14 protein-coding genes and 2 tRNA genes are annotated in these 19,303 nt (G+C 67.3%); 6 read left to right on the top strand and 10 right to left on the bottom strand.

Annotated elements, in window-relative coordinates:
- Window positions 1-169 precede the first annotated feature (169 nt).
- The 4 genes from clpX to PW843_03545 form a co-directional block, all read right to left on the bottom strand.
- Window positions 170-1,435: an ATP-dependent Clp protease ATP-binding subunit ClpX gene (clpX, locus tag PW843_03560; GenBank protein MDE1145681.1), complete on the bottom strand. Its 1,266-nt coding sequence runs from the start codon at window positions 1,433-1,435 to the stop codon at window positions 170-172.
- 267 nt (window positions 1,436-1,702) lie between these two features.
- Window positions 1,703-2,338, bottom strand: coding sequence for an ATP-dependent Clp endopeptidase proteolytic subunit ClpP (gene clpP / locus PW843_03555; GenBank protein MDE1145680.1), 636 nt, complete (start codon window positions 2,336-2,338; stop codon window positions 1,703-1,705).
- Between the two features lie 132 nt (window positions 2,339-2,470).
- Window positions 2,471-3,808 carry a trigger factor gene (gene tig / locus PW843_03550; protein ID MDE1145679.1) on the bottom strand — a complete coding sequence of 446 codons (1,338 nt, stop codon included), beginning with the start codon at window positions 3,806-3,808 and terminating at the stop codon, window positions 2,471-2,473.
- Between the two features lie 110 nt (window positions 3,809-3,918).
- Window positions 3,919-4,003 (bottom strand) — tRNA-Leu (locus PW843_03545).
- 251 nt (window positions 4,004-4,254) lie between these two features.
- Here PW843_03545 and PW843_03540 point away from each other — a divergent pair.
- A complete protein-coding gene (locus tag PW843_03540) occupies window positions 4,255-4,920 on the top strand; it encodes a GNAT family protein (GenBank protein ID MDE1145678.1) in 666 nt (221 codons plus the stop codon).
- An 18-nt stretch (window positions 4,921-4,938) separates the two neighbouring features.
- Here the strand turns inward: PW843_03540 and PW843_03535 are convergent, their stop codons facing one another.
- The 3 genes from PW843_03535 to PW843_03525 form a co-directional block, all read right to left on the bottom strand.
- Complete coding sequence (locus tag PW843_03535; protein MDE1145677.1) at window positions 4,939-7,290, bottom strand: transketolase; 2,352 nt, start codon at window positions 7,288-7,290, stop codon at window positions 4,939-4,941.
- A 116-nt stretch (window positions 7,291-7,406) separates the two neighbouring features.
- Window positions 7,407-9,326, bottom strand: coding sequence for an ATP-binding protein (locus PW843_03530; GenBank protein ID MDE1145676.1), 1,920 nt, complete (start codon window positions 9,324-9,326; stop codon window positions 7,407-7,409).
- Between the two features lie 280 nt (window positions 9,327-9,606).
- Window positions 9,607-9,858 (bottom strand): hypothetical protein, encoded by a 252-nt coding sequence (locus PW843_03525; protein ID MDE1145675.1) that lies wholly within the window; start codon window positions 9,856-9,858, stop codon window positions 9,607-9,609.
- A 276-nt stretch (window positions 9,859-10,134) separates the two neighbouring features.
- Here PW843_03525 and PW843_03520 point away from each other — a divergent pair, with 276 nt between their 5' ends.
- Window positions 10,135-10,326, top strand: a complete 192-nt coding sequence (locus PW843_03520) for a hypothetical protein (GenBank protein ID MDE1145674.1) — start codon at window positions 10,135-10,137, stop codon at window positions 10,324-10,326.
- Here the strand turns inward: PW843_03520 and PW843_03515 are convergent.
- The 3 genes from PW843_03515 to PW843_03505 form a co-directional block, all read right to left on the bottom strand.
- Window positions 10,308-11,885 carry an NAD(P)H-hydrate dehydratase gene (locus PW843_03515; GenBank protein ID MDE1145673.1) on the bottom strand — a complete coding sequence of 526 codons (1,578 nt, stop codon included), beginning with the start codon at window positions 11,883-11,885 and terminating at the stop codon, window positions 10,308-10,310. The two genes, PW843_03520 and PW843_03515, sit on opposite strands and share 19 nt — an antisense overlap.
- On the bottom strand, window positions 11,878-12,243 hold the full coding sequence (locus PW843_03510; protein MDE1145672.1) for an MmcQ/YjbR family DNA-binding protein: 366 nt from the start codon (window positions 12,241-12,243) through the stop codon (window positions 11,878-11,880). Before PW843_03510 ends, PW843_03515 begins: the two co-directional genes overlap by 8 nt.
- Window positions 12,244-12,376: 133 nt before the next feature.
- Window positions 12,377-12,452, bottom strand: a tRNA-His gene (locus PW843_03505).
- Window positions 12,453-12,929: 477 nt separating this feature from the next.
- Between PW843_03505 and PW843_03500 the strand changes: the two genes are divergently transcribed.
- The 4 genes from PW843_03500 to PW843_03485 all read left to right on the top strand — a co-directional run bounded on the left by PW843_03500 (window position 12,930) and on the right by PW843_03485 (window position 19,303).
- Window positions 12,930-13,268: a P-II family nitrogen regulator gene (locus tag PW843_03500; GenBank protein ID MDE1145671.1), complete on the top strand. Its 339-nt coding sequence runs from the start codon at window positions 12,930-12,932 to the stop codon at window positions 13,266-13,268.
- Window positions 13,269-13,550: 282 nt separating this feature from the next.
- Window positions 13,551-14,960, top strand: a complete 1,410-nt coding sequence (gene glnA / locus PW843_03495; GenBank protein ID MDE1145670.1) for a type I glutamate--ammonia ligase — start codon at window positions 13,551-13,553, stop codon at window positions 14,958-14,960.
- Between the two features lie 286 nt (window positions 14,961-15,246).
- Window positions 15,247-17,064 carry an ATP-binding protein gene (locus tag PW843_03490; GenBank protein ID MDE1145669.1) on the top strand — a complete coding sequence of 606 codons (1,818 nt, stop codon included), beginning with the start codon at window positions 15,247-15,249 and terminating at the stop codon, window positions 17,062-17,064.
- Window positions 17,048-19,303, top strand: a complete 2,256-nt coding sequence (locus PW843_03485) for an EAL domain-containing protein (GenBank protein MDE1145668.1) — start codon at window positions 17,048-17,050, stop codon at window positions 19,301-19,303. The genes PW843_03490 and PW843_03485 overlap by 17 nt, the downstream gene beginning before the upstream one ends.

Below are 19,303 nucleotides of genomic sequence, written 5' to 3'. Positions count from 1 at the left end.
CGCCGGATTGCCCGCACCATGGCCGGCAAGAGCCTTTCAAGTGCCTGTATTCCCGGGGGAAAGCCGCCTCCGGCAAAAGAAAAACCCGGGAAACCCCTTCAAAAGGGGTTCCCGGGTCTCAAAACAAGCCCCAAGCAGGCGCATCCGGGTTTCCCCGGAGGCCGGTCCGTCAGGCGACGGGTGCCGCCTCGGCCTTGCGGTCGGCGTAGATGTACAGCGGCTGGGCCCGGCCCTCGACCACTTCGCCGTTGATGACGATCTCGTCCACGCCCTGCAGGCCCGGCAGATCGAACATCGACTCCAGCAGGATGGATTCCATGATGGAGCGCAGGCCACGGGCACCGGTCTTGCGCTGGATGGCCTTGTTGGCGATGGACTTCAGGGCCTCTTCCGCGAAGGAGAGCTTCACGTCCTCCATCTCGAACAGGCGCTGGTACTGCTTGACCAGGGCGTTCTTCGGCTTGGTCAGGATCTCGATCAGCGCTTCCTCATCCAGGTCGTTCAGCGTCGCCACCACGGGCAGACGGCCGACGAATTCCGGAATGAGGCCGAACTTCAGCAGATCCTCAGGCTCCACCTCGCGCAGGACGTCGCCGGTGCGGCGGTCATCCGGGCCCTTCACATCGGCGCCGAAGCCGATGGAGGTGCCCTTGCCGCGGGCGGCGATGATCTTTTCCAGGCCGGCGAAGGCGCCGCCGCAGATGAACAGGATGTTGGTCGTGTCCACCTGCAGGAATTCCTGCTGCGGATGCTTGCGCCCGCCCTGCGGCGGGACGGAGGCGACCGTGCCTTCCATGATCTTCAGCAAGGCCTGCTGCACGCCCTCGCCCGACACGTCGCGGGTGATGGACGGGTTGTCGGACTTGCGGCTGATCTTGTCCACTTCGTCGATGTAGACGATGCCGCGCTGCGCCCGTTCGACATTGTAGTCGGCGGACTGCAGCAGCTTCAGGATGATGTTCTCCACGTCCTCGCCCACGTAACCGGCTTCGGTCAGCGTGGTGGCGTCGGCCATGGTGAAGGGCACGTCGATGATGCGGGCCAACGTCTGGGCCAACAGGGTCTTGCCGCAGCCGGTGGGGCCGATCAGCAGGATGTTGGACTTCGCCAGTTCGACGTCGCTGTGCTTGGTGCCGTGGGCCAACCGCTTGTAGTGGTTGTGCACGGCGACGGAGAGGACGCGCTTGGCGTGGAACTGTCCGATGACGTAGTCGTCCAGCACCGCGCAGATGTCGCGCGGGGTGGGGACGCCGTCACGGGACTTCACCAGCGTCGTCTTGTTCTCTTCGCGGATGATGTCCATGCACAATTCCACGCATTCATCGCAGATGAACACCGTGGGGCCGGCAATGAGCTTCCGCACCTCGTGCTGGCTCTTCCCGCAGAAGGAGCAGTAGAGGGTATTTTTCGAATCGCTGCCGGTCGACTTGGTCATAAAAGCTCCGTACATCACCGGGACAGTCACCCGGTGCCATCACGATGACGGAACCGGGGCCCGATCCTCCCGGGATCGGCCGGCGGACAAGGGGATGAACACCGCTCACCCGCCACTGCCTGCCCATTCAACACCACGGAACGCGGGCCTTTCAACCCCCCGTGTGTCCTACCATGTCCGGCCACCCATACCGAGGTATCCCGGTAGGGCGCCCCCGGCGGCGAAAAACCGCCGCCGAGGCCGGACGCTCAAACCCTTTGGGGCGCCTTAGGCCGCCTGAGCGATGCCACCGGTGCCAGGACGGGTGGCAATGACGTCGTCGATCAGACCGAACGTCTTGGCCTCGTCCGCAGTCATGAAGTTGTCACGCTCCATCGCCCGTTCGATCTTGTCGATCGGCTGGCCGGTGTGGCGGACATAGATTTCGTTCAGGCGATGCCGGATCTTCAGGATCTCGCGCGCCTGGATTTCGATGTCGGCGGCCTGGCCCTGGGCGCCGCCCGAGGGCTGGTGGATCATGATGCGGCTGTTGGGCAGCGAATAGCGCTTGCCCTCCGTCCCGCCCGCCAGCAACAGCGAGCCCATGGAGGCGGCCTGGCCGATGCACAGGGTCGCCACCGGGCAGCGGATGTACTGCATGGTGTCGTAGATCGCCAGCCCGGAGGTCACGATGCCGCCCGGCGAATTGATGTAGAAGGAAATTTCCTTCGTGGGGTTTTCCGCTTCCAGGAACAGAAGCTGGGCGCAAATCAGGCTGGACACCGCGTCGTTCACGCCGCCGACAAGGAAGATGATCCGTTCCTTCAACAGGCGCGAATAGATGTCGTAAGCCCGCTCACCCCGATTGGTCTGCTCGACCACCATGGGGACCAGCGTATTCATCTGCGGCTCAAAGTCGATCATGCCTGCTCCAGCGCTGCGTCCGACCCGGGGGCCATCCCCGGGCCCGTTGCCGGTCCGGGGGGAGGGCCGACCCCTCCCCCGTTTCCGTAATGTACCGAGGCCCGTCAGAAACCGAAGACGGGGACAGCCGCCTTAGGCCGCCTCTTCCTCATCGGGATCCTGCATCAGCTCTTCAGCCGACACGGGCTTCTCCGTCACCTTAACCTGTCCCAGGATGAAGTCGACAACCTTGTCTTCAAAAACCGGGGCCCGCAGGCTTTCGACGGCCTGGGGGTTGTTCTTGAAGAAGTCGAAAACCTCACGCTCCTGGCCCGGGTAGCGCCGCACCTCGGCCAGCACGGCCTGGTTCAGCTCTTCCCTCGCCACCGTTATATTGTTCGCCTGACCGATCTCGGAAAGGACCAGACCCAAACGAACACGCCGGACGGCGATATCGTGGTACTCCTTACGGAGCTCTTCCTCATCCTTGCCAGCGTCCTCACCGGCGTCGCCGGCCTTCAGCTCTTCCTGCAGGCGCTTCCAGATCTGGTCGAACTCGATCTCGACCATGCCGGCCGGCACCTCGAAGGTGTGCAGTTCGGCCAGCTGGTCCAGCAGGGCGCGCTTGGCGCGCAGGCGGCTCATGACGGTGTAGTCGCCGCCCAGGCGCTCACGGATCACGGTCTTCAGCGCGGCCAGGTCGTCGAAGCCCAGGCCCTTGGCGAACTCGTCATCAAGGGTCACCTCGACGGCGGCCTTGACTTCCTTCACGTCCACCTCGAACACGGCGGCCTTACCGGCCAGCTCGGCGGCGTGGTAGGCCTCGGGGAAGGTGACGCTGACGGTGCGGTGGTCACCCGGGCGGGTGCCCTCCAGCTGCTCTTCGAAATTGTCGATGAAGCTGCCCGAGCCCAGTTCCAGCTCATGGCCTTCGCCCTTCATGCCCGGGCGCTTCTCACCATCGACGGAACCGTCGAAGTCGATGACGACGATGTCGCCCTTGGCGGCCGGACGGTCTTCCGTCAGGGGGGCGGAGGTCTTGCGGCCGGCGGCGATGCGGCCCACGGCCTCATCGACCTGCGCGTCGGTGATCTCGACCACCGGCTTCTCGATGGCGACGCCGCTGAGGTCGGCCGGGGTGAATTCCGGCAGGACCTCATAGGTCATCTTGAATTCCAGATCGCTGGCGCCGTCGGCCTCGAACTTCACGATCTCGACCTTGGGCTGCAGGGCGGGACGCAGGCTGTGCTGCTCAACCACCTTGGCGGCGCTGTCGGACATGGCCTTGTCCAGCACCTCGCCCATCACAGACTGCCCATAGCGCTGCTTCAGCACCGACATCGGCACCTTGCCGGGGCGGAAGCCCGGCATGCGCACGGTCTTGCCGATTTCCTTCAGTTGGACGTCCACGCGGCCAGCCAGATCGGCGGCGGGGATGACGACCGTGTATTCGCGGCGCAGGCCTTCGGTGCTGGTCTGGGTGATGTTCATGGGACTATTCGAACCTGTCTCTTTGATCGGCCCCGGATGCCGGCATACCCGGCCCCTGGGTGCCCGGGGCCGGAGGGACCACGGGCGGTTGGGTTGATATCACGTGCGTTTGGTGCGGGCGAAGGGACTCGAACCCCCACGACTTTCGTCACTGGAACCTAAATCCAGCGCGTCTACCAGTTCCGCCACGCCCGCGGCCAAAACCTGGAAGAGGTTTTCCAGGCGCCGTCCGATCTATAGCACCCGCACACCCGCGTAAATAGGAATCTAGGCGAACCCGCGTGCGCGCCCGGCGTATCGGAAAGGGGTGGGGAAGGTGCTGGCGGGGCATGCCGTTTTACGCCTCTTGGGCGACTCCAGGTCGCAACTGCCGCTATCGGTGGCGATGAAGTGCTTGTTATGCTGCGGCGATCCCACCCGCCTGCCCCCGAGAGGTTCGCCGCGGCATGACCACCTTGTCGGCCCCCACCCCCGCCCTGCCCCGCCCCCTCCTGGACGCCACCCGCCTGGACGGCCGCACCGTGAGCCTGGAAAAGCTGGATCCGGTGCGCCACGCGCCCGGCCTGTGGCTGGCCATCGGCCACGACCCGGCCCTGTGGGACCAGATTCCCTCCGGCCCCTTCGCCGCGGAAGAGGCCTTCACCATCTGGCTGGCGGAGCGGGCGGTGAAGGCCGGCCAGACGCTGTACACGGTGATCGACAAGGCCGGCAGCACCCCCGCCGGCCTGCTGCTGCTGCTGCAGATCAACCCGGACATGGGCACGGCGGAGATCGGCCTGGTCTACGGCCCCGCCCTGCAGCGGCGCGTGGGCGGGACCGAGGGTGTGTTCCTGCTGATCGACTACGCCCTGGGCCAGTCGGGCTACCGCCGGCTGGAGTGGCGCTGCGGCCCGCCCAACCTGGCCTCCAACCGGGCGGCCCTGCGCTACGGCTTCACCCATGAGGGCCTGCTGCGCCAGACCCTGTGGGCCAAGGGCCGCAACTGGGACACCAACGTCTATTCCATTCTGGATGCGGAATGGTCCCCGCGCCGCGCCCGCCTGGCCGCCTGGCTGGCGCCGGGGAACTTCACCGGCGACGGCCGGCAGGTGAAGCCGCTGGAAAGCTTCTAGCGAAACCGCCGGCCGGCGTCATGCCAGCAGCGCGCGGGCGCAGGCGTCGATGATGGCGTCGGCGTCCAGGCCGTGGACGCGGTAGAGGTCGGGGATGTCGGCCGACTGGCCGAAACGCTCCACGCCCAGGGGCGCCACGATATGGCCGCGCACGGCGCCCAGCCAGGAAAGGGCGGCGGGGTGGCCGTCCGTCACCGTCACCAGCCGTGCGGCCGCCGGCAAGGCCGACAGCAGGCGGTGCACGGGTGCCGCGTCGGCGCGGCCCTGGCGCTGGGCCGCCGTCCAGCCGGCGTGCAGCCGGTCGGGTGAGGTGACGGCCAGCAGGCCGGCGCCGGGGCAGTCCTCCAGCACCTGGCCGTGGGCCGCCAGCGCCTCGGGCGCCAAGGCGCCGCAATAGACGATGGCGAGGTCGGCATCAGCCGCCGGCGACCGCAGCCAATAGCCGCCATGGATGACGGCATCGCGATCCAGGCCGGCGCCGGTGCGCACCGGCTGGTCAAGCTGCCGGGTGCTGAGCCGCAGGTAGAGCGAGCCGCCATTGGGCCGCTGCATATGTTCGAACCCCCAGGCCATGATGGCCGCCAGTTCGTCCACGTACGCGGGCTCGAACGACGACACGTTGGGCAGGCCCATGCCGATCAGCGGTGTCGCGATGGACTGGTGGGCGCCACCCTCCGGCGCCAGGGTGATGCCCGAGGGGGTGGCCACCACCATGAAACGGGCGTCCTGGTAGGCGGCGTAGTTCAGCGCGTCCAGGCCGCGCTTGATGAAGGGATCGTACAGCGTGCCGATGGGCAGCAGGCGGGCGCCGAACAGGTCGTGGCTGAGGCCCAGGGCCGCCAGCATCAGGAACAGGTTGTGTTCGGCGATACCCAGTTCGATGTGCTGCCCGCCGGGCGCCCCTTGCCAGCGCTGGGCCGACACCACCTTCTGTTCGCGGAAGACGTCCTGCGTCTCATCGCGCGCGAACAGGCCGCGGCGGTTCACCCAGGGCCCCAGGTTGGTGGACACCGTGACGTCGGGGGAGGTGGTGACGATGCGGGCCGCCAAGTCGCCATCATCCTTGGCGATTTCGCCCAGGATCTTGCCGAAGCCCTCCTGCGTCGACATGCGGGCACCCAGGTCCACCGCCAGGGCGGGCGGCACGGGTATGGCCGGCGCCTTCAGCCGGCGGCTGCCTTTCCCCGGCCCAGTACCCTGGGCGAAGGGCACCTGGGCCAGGAAGGCGTCCAACGCTTCCGCGCCGATCTCCAGGCCGGCATGCCGGTCCCACTCCTGCCCGTCCGCCAGACCACAGGCGGCCTTGAACGCCGCCATCTGGTCCGGATTCATCAGGCCGGAATGGTTGTCCTTGTGCCCCTGGAAGGGCAAGCCCCGGCCCTTGACCGTATAGGCGATGAAACAGGCCGGCCGGTCGTCCGTCGTGCCGTGGAAAGTTTCCAGCAGGGTCGGCAGGTCGTGGCCGGCCAGATTGGTCATCAGGCCGGCCAGGGCCGCGTCGTCGTGGGCGTCCAGGAGGTGGCGGATGCCGCGCGTGGTGCCCAAGTCCCGCGTCAGCGCCTCGCGCCAGGCGGCCCCGCCCTTGAAGGTCAGGGCGGAGTAGAGCTGGTTGGGACAGGTGTCGATCCACTGGCGCAAGGCGTCGCCGCCCTCCTGCGCGAACGCCGCCTCCAGCTTCTTGCCGTATTTGAGGATCTGCACGTTCCAGTCCAGCGAGCGGAACATGCCCTCGATGGGCACCCAAAGGCGGTCGGACACGATGCTGTCCAGGCTCTGGCGGTTATAGTCGATGATCCACCAGGTATTGCGCAAATCGTGCTTCCAGCCCTCCAGCATGGCCTCGAAGACGTTGCCCTCGTCCATCTCGGCATCGCCGACCAGGGCCACCATGCGTCCCTCCGGCTGGTCGGAGAGACCCTTCAGGCGGACATAGTCCTGCACCAGCGAGGCGAACGCGGTGACGGCCACGCCCAGCCCGACCGACCCGGTGGAAAAGTCCACGTCGTCGGTGTCCTTGGTGCGCGAGGGATAGCTCTGCGCCCCACCCAGGGCGCGGAACTGTTCCAGCTTCTCCCGCGTCTGCCGGCCCAGCATGTACTGGATGGCGTGGAAGACCGGGCTGGCGTGCGGCTTCACCGCCACCCGGTCCTGCGGCCGCAGCACATCGAAATAAAGCGCCGTCATGATGGTGGCCAACGAGGCGCTGGACGCCTGGTGGCCACCCACCTTCAGCCCGTCGCGCGAGGGGCGGATGTGGTTGGCGTTGTGAATGGTCCAGGCGGACAGCCAGAGCACCTTGCGCTCCAGCGCCTCAAGCAGGCGGATCTTGTCGGGGACGGCCCGGGACGGGACCGAGGCGGTATCGGGCATGGCGCGATTCTTCCCTCAAGGCGTGGGCGCATAGGGCCCGGCGGATCGGCCTGGGCGGCACCCCTCATTGCCTTGGGTTATAAACCCGGCGCATCCACTCGGGAAGCGGCGGCGGCTCAGCCGTCCAGCGCGTCGTCGGCCCGCCCGGCTGCGGCCGGCGCCTCCAGCCCGTGCAGCGCGTCGTCGATGGCGGCGCGCAGCGTCTCGGGCAAATAGGGCTTGTGGATCAGCAAGCAGCCGGTGGCCGATGCCTCCTGGATGCGGGCGGGATCGGTGTCGCCGGTGACGATGATGCCGGGCAGATGGCGCCGCATCTCATTGCCCAGACGGGCCACCAGTTGCACGCCGTTCAAGGGCCCAGGCAGGCGGAAATCGCTGATCACCAAGCCCGGCAGGCGCACGGCGTCGCGGATGGCGGCCAGGGCTTCGTCCGACCCCGACGCCGTGATGACGCGATAGCCCCAGCTTTCGATGATGGCGCCCAGCGCCATGCGCTGCAGGGCGTCATCCTCCACCGCCAGGATGGTACGCGGGTCGCTTTCCCGCTGGGCCGGATGCTGCCCGTCGCGGGGAAAGGCCAGCAGCTTGTCGCCGCCGCCCGATTCCGCCGGTGCCGCCACCCGCGCCGCCACGGGCGCGCACGGCACCAGGACCGAGAAGACGGAGCCACGGCCGGGGACGGAGCGCACGGTGATGGCGCTGTCCAGCAGCGTCGCCATGCGGCGCACAATGCCGAGGCCCAGCCCCAAACCCTTGGTCCGGTCACGCTCCGGATTGTTGAGTTGGACGAAGTCCTCAAAAATGGTGCTCATCCGGTCGGCCGGAATGCCGATGCCCGTATCCCAGACCTGAACCAGCATGGCGTCGCCCCGGCGACGGGTCGCCACCAGCACACGCCCGCCCCGCCCGGTGTAGCGGATGGCGTTGGTCAGCAGGTTGCGCAGGATGCACTTCAGCAGCACCGGGTCGGTGTCCGCCTCCTCCAGCGCCGGCAGGGGACCGCTTTTCGCGCCGGGCCGCAGGCGGATGTCCACGCCCGCCTTCTCCGCCTCGCCGCGCAGGCCGCTGACCAGCCCAGCCACCACCGCCTCCAGCCCGAAGCGCTGGCGGTTGACGGCGACGGTGCCGGCATCCAGGACCGAAACGTCCAGCAGGGCGCGCAACAGTTCCTCGCCGGCCGACAGGGCCTCACCCAGGCCGGCGATCAGCTTGCGGTCCAGCGCCGTGCCCAATGCCGTGGCGGGATGCGCACCGGCGTTGGTAACCGCGCCGATACCGGCGCTGGCTACCCGGCCGGTAGCCGCACGGTCGTTCAACATGTTGTGGTACAGCCGCATGGTCTGCAGCGGCTGGCGCAAATCGTGGCTGATGGCCGCCAGGAACACCGACTTGGCGCGGTTGGCCCGTTCCGCCTCATCCGCCCGCGCCTGGCTTTCGGCGACGGCGGCGCGCAGTGATTCGTATAGACCGACGTTGGTCAGCGCCACGGCGGTGGAATGCGCCACCGCCTGCAACAGCGCCACCTCCTCCGCCCGGGGCTCACGCTCCACCGCCCAATAGGCGCCGATGGCGGCCACCGGTTCCTCCGCCCGCACCGGCACCATCACCAGGCTTTTCACGAAAGTGGGGCGGTAGGCGTCATGGGGGATGCGCGGATCCTGGTAGATGTCGGGGATGATGGCCGGCTGGCGGTTCAGCATGACCCAGCCGGAAATGCAGGTGGACATGGGGAAACGTTTCCCCTTCCACAGCGGGGCAATCGAGTCCTCATCCGCGTAATGGCACAAATCACCATCCCGCAGCACGAAGGTGACGCCATCGGCACCGCTAAGCGCACGGGCGGCCATGCGCACCACCGCCATGACGCTGGCCACGTCACGGCAAAACGATAGGGCCTGGACCAGATCCACAAGATTGCCGACGGGGCCGAAGATGGGACCGGGCGCCGATGTGGCCGCATCGGATGGGGCGGACGGCCCGCCATCGGCGGGAACCTGGCCCGGCCTCTTGGCCGGTAGCGCGTCTTTCCATCCCATGGGTTCCCAAGTCCTTCCACATCGACCGGCTCACGTCGATTGGCCGCATTGGCCGGCGACACCCATCGACGCAATGTGCCCCGGCTCATAAAGCCAAGGCCGAAGCGCCCGCGGGCACCAAAAAGGGGGAGCAGCCCTGATGGACCATATGGCGCAACCCGACCGGAGTTCCAGGCGGCGCGGCGGACTAATACCTACGGCTAGGCCCCTGTAAATCACCCGCAGACAACAACCTTCAGGGGCCAAACCACCCCCTCACGGGAGTCCCCGGCCGGCAAGGTCAACTGGCCACGCGCTCGCTGAACAGGCGGGTGAAGCTTTCGGCCGAGAGGGTACGCTGATCGGCGGCACAGCTTCCCTCGGGCAGGTTGTTGCGCACCGTGAAGCGCACGTGGGGAATGTGGAAACTGTCGTTGGTGATGGTCAGCACTTCAGCCGTTTCGGTGACGCTGCCGGAGACCACGCGACGATAGTGCGCCCCGACCTGCAAAGGATCATCCAGGCGCGACCGACGGAACAGAGAAAAGCCCACACCCGCCCCCCAGTAAAGCGAGCCCGGATTAGCGCCCAGGCCGTTATCAAGCCCCAGTAATCACCGCGTTGATTGGATGAGGGCGGAATGGCGACCGTCCCCGTCACACCAAACCATCACTGCGTAACAAACGACGAAACGTTCGGTCGCCACCAATGCCCGATTATCCGTCCGAACGCCCATCCGTGAAACATCCCGTGGGCGGGACGCTACCGATTACTGGTGAAACGACGACGCGCCGAAAGATGCACAAATGTCGAAGAGAAGTTCAAATTTATGTCAGAGTATCCCATTGTTTTAATGCCGGCAATGCTTTTGGCATATGCCGAATATGGCATTTTAAATATTTCCAATGAGGAAATGGCGCTCCCGCATTCGCCGGGAAAGCGGCGGATGGGACGCTGGCGGCGGCGAAAGCGCCGCAAGATGCACGCAATTTTATCGATTCTCTATTTGGCGACTGCTTGATCTCTTTTCTCCGTCCCTGTCGCGAACAGGTCGGCCAGCAATGCCGGCACCATTTCCGGCAAATCCTCCGCCACCAGCCCGGGACCGAAGCGGACGGCGGCCCGGGCGTGCAGCCAGGCGGCGGCGGCGGCGGCGTGAAAGGCATCCATGGCCCGCCCCTCACCGCCACCAGGGGCCAACAGCCCCAGGATCAGGCCCGCCAACACATCGCCCGAACCGGCGGTGGCCAGGGTGGGTGGGCCGCCGGCTTCGATCACCGCACGCCCATCCGGATGAGCGATGACCGTATCCGGCCCCTTCAGCAACACAACGGCGCCCAGGTGGTGGGCGGCGGCCCGGGCACGGGACAGCTTGTCCCCCGCGGCCAGCACGGCGTGCCCCTCCCCGAACAGCCGGGCGAATTCCCCCTCATGGGGTGTCAGCGCCGTGCGCCGGGTGACGCAGGCCCGCAGCGCATCCGGCTGGCCGGCGAAGGCGGTGAAGATGTCGGCGTCCAGCACCAGGGCAAGGTCGTCGGCGCGCCCGCTGGCGGCCTTGGCCAGGGCGCGCAGCAACGCCTGCCCGTCGGCATCGGTGCCGGCCCCCGGGCCCAGCACGGCGGCGCTGACACGATGATCGGCCAGCAGGGCCGCCGCGTCCGCCGGCCCGTCGAAACGGCGGACGATCTGGCTGGGGCTGGCCAGGCGGTAGACCAGTTCCGCCGATGGCGGGCTGGCCACCGTCACCAGGCCGGCGCCCACCCGCTGCGCCGCCCGCGCCGATAGCCGCGCGGCACCGGTCATCACCGCCCCGCCCAGTACCAGGGCATGGCCGCGCCGGTATTTATGGTCATCCAGCCGGGGGCGCGGCAGATGGGCGGCGAATACGGCCGGACCGTTTTCCCACAGGTCGGGCGCGACATCCGGCCGCGTCAGCACCGCCTCGGGGATGCCGATATCGGCCAGCACCACCTCACCGCACAGCGACCGGCCGGGCAGCAGCAGATGTCCCGGCTTCTTGCGAAAAAAGGTCACGGTCAGGTCGGCACCGATCACCACATCCCCCAACGGGGCCCCGGTATCGCCGTCCAGGCCGCTGGGAACATCCACCGCCACCACGGCGGCGCCCCGGCCCCGGGCGTCGGCCACGGCCCCCACCAGATCCGCCGCAGCCCCCGCCAGCGGACGGGCCAGGCCGGCGCCGAACAGGGCATCCACCACCACCCGCGCGCCGTCCAGCACACCCGGCGCCGCGGGCAGCACGGCCTCACGCCCCCAGCCCTCCACCCAGTCCGCCGCCGCCAGGGCGGCGTCACCGGCCAAGCGGTCCAAATCGCCCAGCAGGGCCAGGCGCACGGGCCAGCCGGCGGCGGCCAGCATCCGCGCCACCACAAAGCCGTCGCCACCATTGTTGCCCGGGCCGCACAGGACGGCCACGGGCGCCAGGGGATACCGGGCCATCACCACGCCCGCCACCGCGCGGCCGGCGTTTTCCATCAGGGTGATGCCGGGCACGCCGCCCTTGATGGCGGCGGCATCGGCCGCGCGCATGCGATCAACGGTCAGAAGCGCGTCAGCCATGGGTGATTCGTCCTTCATCGAGTTGGCGCACCAGGCCTTTGGGCGCCACGGCCCGCCAATGGCGCGACAGCAGGGACGCCACCTGGTCGCGCGTCACGGCGTCCGTCACCGCGGACAGCCGGACCAGCACGGTGGGCCAGCCCCGGTAATGGTCGGTCAGGTGATAGATTTCCGGCGACGTTTCCATCAGCAAGGCGCGTTCATCGCTATCGACGCCCGTCACCACCAGCGTGTCGCCATCTTCCCACAGCCGGGCCAGCAGCTTGCCGCGCACCTTCAGGGCCGGTGTGCCGTATGAGGTGCCGTCCTCCACACCGGGCCAAGCCAACGCCAGGGCCCTCAGCTCATCATAGGTCATGGGGAAACGTCCGCCGCCGATGCCATTCCGGCAGGCAGTCTAGCGCGGGCGGAGAACGCCGCAAGCGGACTGGCCGCGCATCCCTTCCGGGATGCCTGCCGTCCGCTTTGCGCGTACTATATATAAGGAAGAATGGGGCGATGGATGGGACTCGAACCCACGACCGCTCGGACCACAACCGAGAGCTCTACCAACTGAGCTACCACCGCCGCCGTGAGGCGGGTTTCTGCACCACCTGCCCTCGTCCGTCAAGCGTTCTGATAAAATAATCTTCACATGCCGGGGTCGCGCTGGGGCGAAGGCTGGAATAGAGGCAGTCGAAAGACCGACACTCCCCCCTTACAGCCACCGCAAGGACAATTTTCAGGCTGATGGCTATTTTTTGTGCTGCCGTTTGCCCACGAAGCGCGCATACGATGGCACCGACCCAGCGAGAGGGCCGGAAGCGCCCCATCCGCCGGGTTGGCATGGGGCGTGCTATCCTCCAGCCCCGGTCCAGCGGACCCAATGTGAAGGGCGGAATTTCCACTTAAGACGCGGAATGTTCCCCATCGCATCGGGCCCTGCCGGACATCGAATTGGAAATCGTGGGGGTTTCCGGGCAGCCGGGTGCGAACCGATCATCGGGATCGCCGCATCAGGTCCGCACTTCCCCCGCCCTTGAAGCGAAGGCGTGGCCGTAAGCGATGAAGAAGATCGAAGCCATCATCAAACCGTTCAAGTTGGACGAGGTGAAGGAAGCGCTGCACGAAGTCGGCATCAAGGGCATCACCGTGACCGAGGCCAAAGGCTTCGGCCGGCAGAAGGGACATACCGAGCTGTACCGCGGTGCCGAGTATGTCGTGGACTTCCTGCCCAAGGTGAAGATCGAGATCGTGATGGACGACCAGCTGGTCGATCGCGCCATCGAGGCCATCCAGCAGGCGGCCCACACCGGCCGCATCGGCGACGGCAAGATTTTCGTGACCCCGGTCGAGGATGTCATCCGCATCCGCACCGGTGAGCGCGGGCCCGACGCGGTCTGACATCCCCTGGGGACACTGCCCGACAAGTGGTCGGTTGACGCAGTGCCCTTTGTGGTGTCCCGCGTTATGCAGGATTTGAAGTATCCATGGGAGCCGCCCGTCCACGGTCGGCATATCCAAGGATCGAGCACGGTTTGTGAATTATGGGGCTGGCGGCCCGGGATGGGAGTAACCCAGGGCCGCCGGAAACAAAAGCGGCGGGGGGCTTGGCGGCCATTCCCGCCGATGGTTGCAAGTCAGTCGTAAACCCAACATCTCCCAGAACTTAGGGAACCCATCAAGATGTCCGATATCGCCAAGTTTTTTGACCTGGTTAAGGAGCACGACGTCAAATACGTCGACTTCCGCTTCACCGATCCGCGCGGCAAGCTGCAGCACACCGCCCAGCACATCAGCACCGTGAACGAAGAGATGTTCACCGACGGCGTGATGTTCGACGGGTCGTCGATCGCCGGTTGGAAGGCCATCAACGAGTCGGACATGGTGCTGATGCCCGACCCCGCCACCGCCGTGCTGGACCCGTTCGCCGCCCAGCCGCTGCTGACCGTGTTCTGCGACGTGCTGGAGCCGTCCACCGGCGCCCCGTACAAGCGCGACCCGCGCTCCATCGCCAAGGCGGCCGAGAACTACATGGCCAGCGCCGGCATCGGCGACACCGCCTACTTCGGCCCCGAGGCTGAGTTCTTCGTGTTCGACGACGTGAAGTTCGAAGTCTCGATGAACCGCGTCATGTACGAGTTCGACAGCGAGGAAGGCCCGTACACCTCCGGCAAGGCCTATCCGGAAGGCAACCTGGGTCACCGTCCGGCCGTCAAGGGTGGCTACTTCCCGGTCGCCCCGATCGACGCCGGCCAGGACCTGCGCGCCGAGATGGTGACCGTGATGGCCGACATGGGCGTCGAGGTCGAGAAGCACCACCACGAAGTGGCCGCTTCCCAGCACGAACTGGGCATCAAGTTCGGCACCCTGGTCAGCATGGCCGACACCATGCAGATCTTTAAGTACGTGGTGCACAACGTCGCCCACGCCTACGGCAAGACCGCCACGTTCATGCCGAAGCCGGTGTTCGGCGACAACGGTTCGGGCATGCACTGCCACCAGTCCATCTGGAAGGACGGCAAGCCGCTGTTCGCCGGTTCGGGCTACGCCGACCTGTCGGAAACCGCCCTGTACTATATCGGCGGCATCATTAAGCACGCCCGTGCCCTGAACGCCTTCACCAACCCGCTGACCAACAGCTACAAGCGTCTGGTCCCGGGCTACGAGGCGCCGGTGCTGCTGGCCTATTCCTCGCGCAACCGCTCGGCTTCCTGCCGCATCCCGTTCGTGAACAGCCCGAAGGGCAAGCGCGTCGAGGTCCGCTTCCCGGACCCGGGTGCGAACCCCTACCTGGCGTTCGCCGCCATGCTGATGGCCGGCCTGGATGGCATCCAGAACAAGATCCACCCCGGCGACGCGATGGACAAGAACCTGTACGACCTGCCGCCGGAAGAGCTGAAGGAAGTGCCGACCGTTTGCCGTTCGCTGCGTGAGGCCCTGGAGTCCCTGGCCGCCGACAACGCCTTCCTGAAGAAGGGCGATGTCTTCACCGAGGACTTCATCAACAGCTACATCGACCTGAAGATGGAAGAAGTGCTGGCGTTCGAAACGTCGCCGCACCCCATCGAATACAAGATGTACTACTCCGTCTGATCGGGTTCTCCGGGTTCCCAAACAGGTTTCCCGGAACACCTTCATCGGGAAAGGGCCGCCCCCTCGGGCGGCCCTTTTTCGTTGCCGCCGCAGTTGGATACGACAAGGGCCGACGCGACCGACCGACGCCCCTCCTTTCGCGTTCTTGCCCCACCCGACCCTGTACCGGAGGATAGGCCACAGCCCCTGTCCACCACCGGTGGCAATGGTTAAGGTTAGACAATGCCTCTTGGATCCCCTGGGGATCCCAGGGGGCGCTGCAGGCGGCAAGCGGAAACCACGGCTCATGGCACAGTCTTCCGGTCCCCAGCCGCTGCACATGGCGACGGCGGCCCAGCATCTGTCCCCCCCGGCAACGACGCCGGCCTTTCCGCCCAAGGATGGCGTCCCCCCCAGCGGCCTGCGCCTGCGCCTTATACTGGCCTTCGCCCTGCTGACCCTGGGCATCGTCCTGGTGGGCGCGCTGGCCATCAACCGGCTGGCGGCGGTCAACACCAAGGCCGAGGTCATCCGCGACAACTGGCTGCCCAGCACCGCCGTCAACGGCCAGATGATCTCCGCCATCAAGGGGCATCGCCTGGCGCAGGCCCGCCTGCTGTTCTCCCCCGACGACGCCACCCTGGCGCACGACCTGGAAACGCTGGACCACCGCAATCAGGAGGTGGAGATCGCGCGGCGCGATTATCAGCAGTATGTCATCATCGGCAGTGAGGATGAACGCCGCGTCCATGCCTTCGACCAGGCCTGGGCCGCCAACATGCAGTACGAGGCGCGTCTGCGCGAACTGGTCCAGGCCCATAACCAGGAAGGGGCGCTGGCCCTGTTCAACGGGCCCTTGCGTGACGCCGACAACCAGGCGACCGACGCCGTCCTGCGCGACCTGGCGTTCAACGTCACCCAGGGCCGCGCCACGGCACGCGAGGGCAACGTCATCTATGGCAACACCCGCGTGCTGCTGATCGCGGCCATCGCCATGGCGACGGTCAGCGGCGCGGTGTTGGCCCTGCTGGCCGTGCGGACGGTGGCCATCCCCATCCAGGCCATGACCGCCGCCACCGCCGCCTTCGCGCAGGGGCGCTACGACCACCCCCTGCCGGGCGATGGCCGCCGGGATGAAATCGGCGCGCTGGCGGCCGCCCTGGCCGTGCTGCGCGACAAGAGTGCCGAGCGCGATCGCATGATTGCCGCCCGCACCACCGAGGCCCAGACCCTGTCGGTCGCCAAGAATGAGGCGGAGACCAACCTGGCCACCCTGCGGCAGTTGCAGGACCAGCTGGTGGAAAGCGAGAAGCTGGCGGCCCTGGGTTCCCTGGTCGCCGGCGTGGCGCACGAGGTGAATTCCCCCCTCGGCGTGGCGGTCAGCGCCAGCAGCACCCTGGCGCTGGAAACCACACGTTTCCTGGCCGCCATTGAGGCGGGGCAATTGCGGCAGAGCACAGTGGACCGCTTCGCCCGGGTGGCCCGCGACAGCACCGACCTGCTGGAACGCAACCTGGACCGCGCCACCACCCTGGTGCAGCATTTCAAGCAGGTTGCCGTGGACCGCACCAGTTCCCAGCGCCGCGCCTTCGACCTGGGCGACATGGTGGCCGACACCCTGACCACCCTGGCCCCCGTGCTGCGCCGCGCCTCTTTCCGGGTGGAAGCCAGCGTTCCCGAGGGCATCCGGCTGGACAGTTATCCCGGCCCCCTGGGCCAGGTGATCACCAACCTGATCCAGAACGCGGAACTGCACGCCTTCGAGCCGCTGCCGGGGCGGGAACGCGAGGCCGCCGGCCAAATCCTGCGGCTGGACGCCGGCCGCAACGCGCGCGAGGTCACCCTGATCGTGCAGGACAACGGCGCGGGCATGGATGAAGAGGTGCGCCGCCGCCTGTTCGAACCCTTCTTCACCACCAAGATGGGACAAGGGGGTTCGGGCCTGGGCATGCACATCGTCTACAACATCGTCACCGGCATCCTCGGCGGCGCCATCGCCGTGACGTCCGTTCCCGGGACCGGCACCACCATCACCCTGACGCTACCCCTGACGGCCCCGGCGGCCATAGAAAGCCCGTCCGTCCCCGCCACAGCAGGAGAGACGCCTGATGGCGAACCAGGCTGAAGCCCTGATCCATATCGAGGACGACCGCGGCACCGCCCGGCAGAGCGGCCCGGGCTGGCGCATCCTGGTGGTCGATGATGATGAGCAAGTACACCTGGCCACCCGCCTGGCGCTGGAGGCCATCGATTTCCGGGGCCGCCCCCTGACGCTGGACAGCTGCTACACGGCGTGGGAGGCGTTCGAATACCTGGCGAGCACGCCGGACATCGCCGTCGTCCTGCTGGACGTGGTGATGGAGGATGAGCGGGCGGGCCTGGACCTGGTGCGGCGCATCCGGGAAGAACTGCGCAACGACCAGATCCGTATCGTGCTGCGCACCGGCCAACCCGGTTACGCGCCGGAACTGGAAGTCATCCGCCAGTACGACATCAACGACTACAAGGCCAAGACCGAACTGACGGTCACCCGGCTGGCGTCCAGCATCATCACGGCACTGCGGTCGTATGAGCAGATCGTGGCGCTGGACCGCCACCGCCGCGGCCTGGAACAGGTGATCAAGGCATCGGCCGACCTGTTCAGCGAGCGCAGCCTGAACGATTTCAGCGCCGGCGTGCTGATCCAACTGGCGGCCCAGATGGGCATGGAGCCCGAGGGCCTGCTGTGCGCCCAGGGTACGGTGGACGGCCCCGTCATCGTGGCCGCGGCCGGCCGCTTCGCCGACCACATCCGCAAACCCCTGGCCACCCTGGGGGAGCATGAGATCGAGGCGGCCCTGCTGGAGGCATTCTCGCGGCGGGAAGGTTTCAAGAGCCGGGGCGGCGACATCCTGTACCTGCAGTCGGGCAGTGCCCACCCGGCCGCCATCTACATGAGCACCCCCACCGCGGTGGATGAGCGCAAGCGCGACCTGCTGCGCCTGTTCACCATCAATGTGGCGCTGGGGTTCGAGACGGCGACCCTGTTCGAACACATGCGGTCGGTGGCCTTCACCGACCCGCTGACCGGCCTGCCCAACCGTACCGGCTTCATCACCGCGCTGGAACGGCATGACCCGGCCCAGGGGCTGGTGGTCATCCTGCTGGACCTGGACCAGTTCCATTTCATCAACGGCCGCCTGGGCTTCCAGGTGGCCGACGCGCTGTTGCGCGCCGTGGCGCACCGGCTGGTCGCCAACTTCCCCGAAGCGCTGACCATCAGCCGATTCAGCGGCGACCGTTATGCCCTGGCCCTGCCGGTGCCATCGCTGGCGGAGCTGTCGCTGGCTGACCTGGAACAGCGCCTGGAACTGGCGTTCGAGACCGGGTTCGACGTCGCCGGCCACAACACCGCCGTCTCGGCCACCGGCGGCTGCACCTACGCCCTGCCGCCCGACGTCCGCACCACACCGGACGCCATTCCCGGACAATGGGGTGACGCGCTGGTGCAGCAGGCATCGCTGGCGCTCAAGGACGCGAAGCTGCGGGCCCGGGGCCGGCTTTCGCCCTTCAACCCGGAACTGGAAAAACGCAAGAGCGCCAACCTGGCCCTGCTGGCGGAACTGCGCACGGCGCTGCGCAACCGCGAACTGGTGCTGCACTACCAGCCCAAGCTGGACCTCGCCACCGGCCGGCCGGTGGGGGTGGAGGCGCTGGTGCGCTGGCAGTCACCCCGGCACGGCCTGCTGATGCCGGCCGCGTTCCTGGACATCGCCGAGGCCAGCGGCCTGGTGGTGCCGCTGGGCCTGATGGTGCTGGAGATGGCCATCAGCCAGCGCCGCGCCTGGCGGGCGGAGGGACTGGACATCCCGGTGGCGGTCAACGTTTCCGCCCTGCAGGTGCAGCAGGCCGATTTCCTGGCCGGCATCGACGGCGTGCTGCGGGCCCAGCAGGCCACGGCCGAAGGCATCGAACTGGAGATCACCGAGTCCGCCTTCGTCGGCGATGATGAGCGCGCCTTCCTGCACATCCAGGGCCTGCGCGAGCGGGGTTTCGGCGTGGCGCTGGATGATTTCGGCACCGGCTATTCCTCGCTCAGCTACCTGAACCGCCTGCCCGCCACGACGGTGAAGGTGGATCGCCGTTTCGTGCAGGGCATGAACCAGGACGTGAAGTCGGACATGCTGGTCCGCGCCATCGTCCAGGTCGCCGCCATCATCGACGCCCAGGTGGTGGCGGAGGGCGTGGAGAAGGAGGAGCAGGCCGAACGCCTGCGCACCCTGGGGGTGCCCGTGGCCCAGGGCTTCCTTTATTGCCGGGGCGTGCCGGCCGAGGCCCTGTCGGCCTGGTGGCTGGAACGCGACGCGCCACCGGCCAAGGGCTGA

It is taken from the genome of Azospirillaceae bacterium (assembly GCA_028283825.1).
Classification (GTDB): Bacteria; Pseudomonadota; Alphaproteobacteria; order Azospirillales; family Azospirillaceae; genus Nitrospirillum.
The sequence above is the reverse complement of the archived record's forward strand: the minus strand, read 5'-3'. Positions and strand labels throughout refer to the sequence as shown.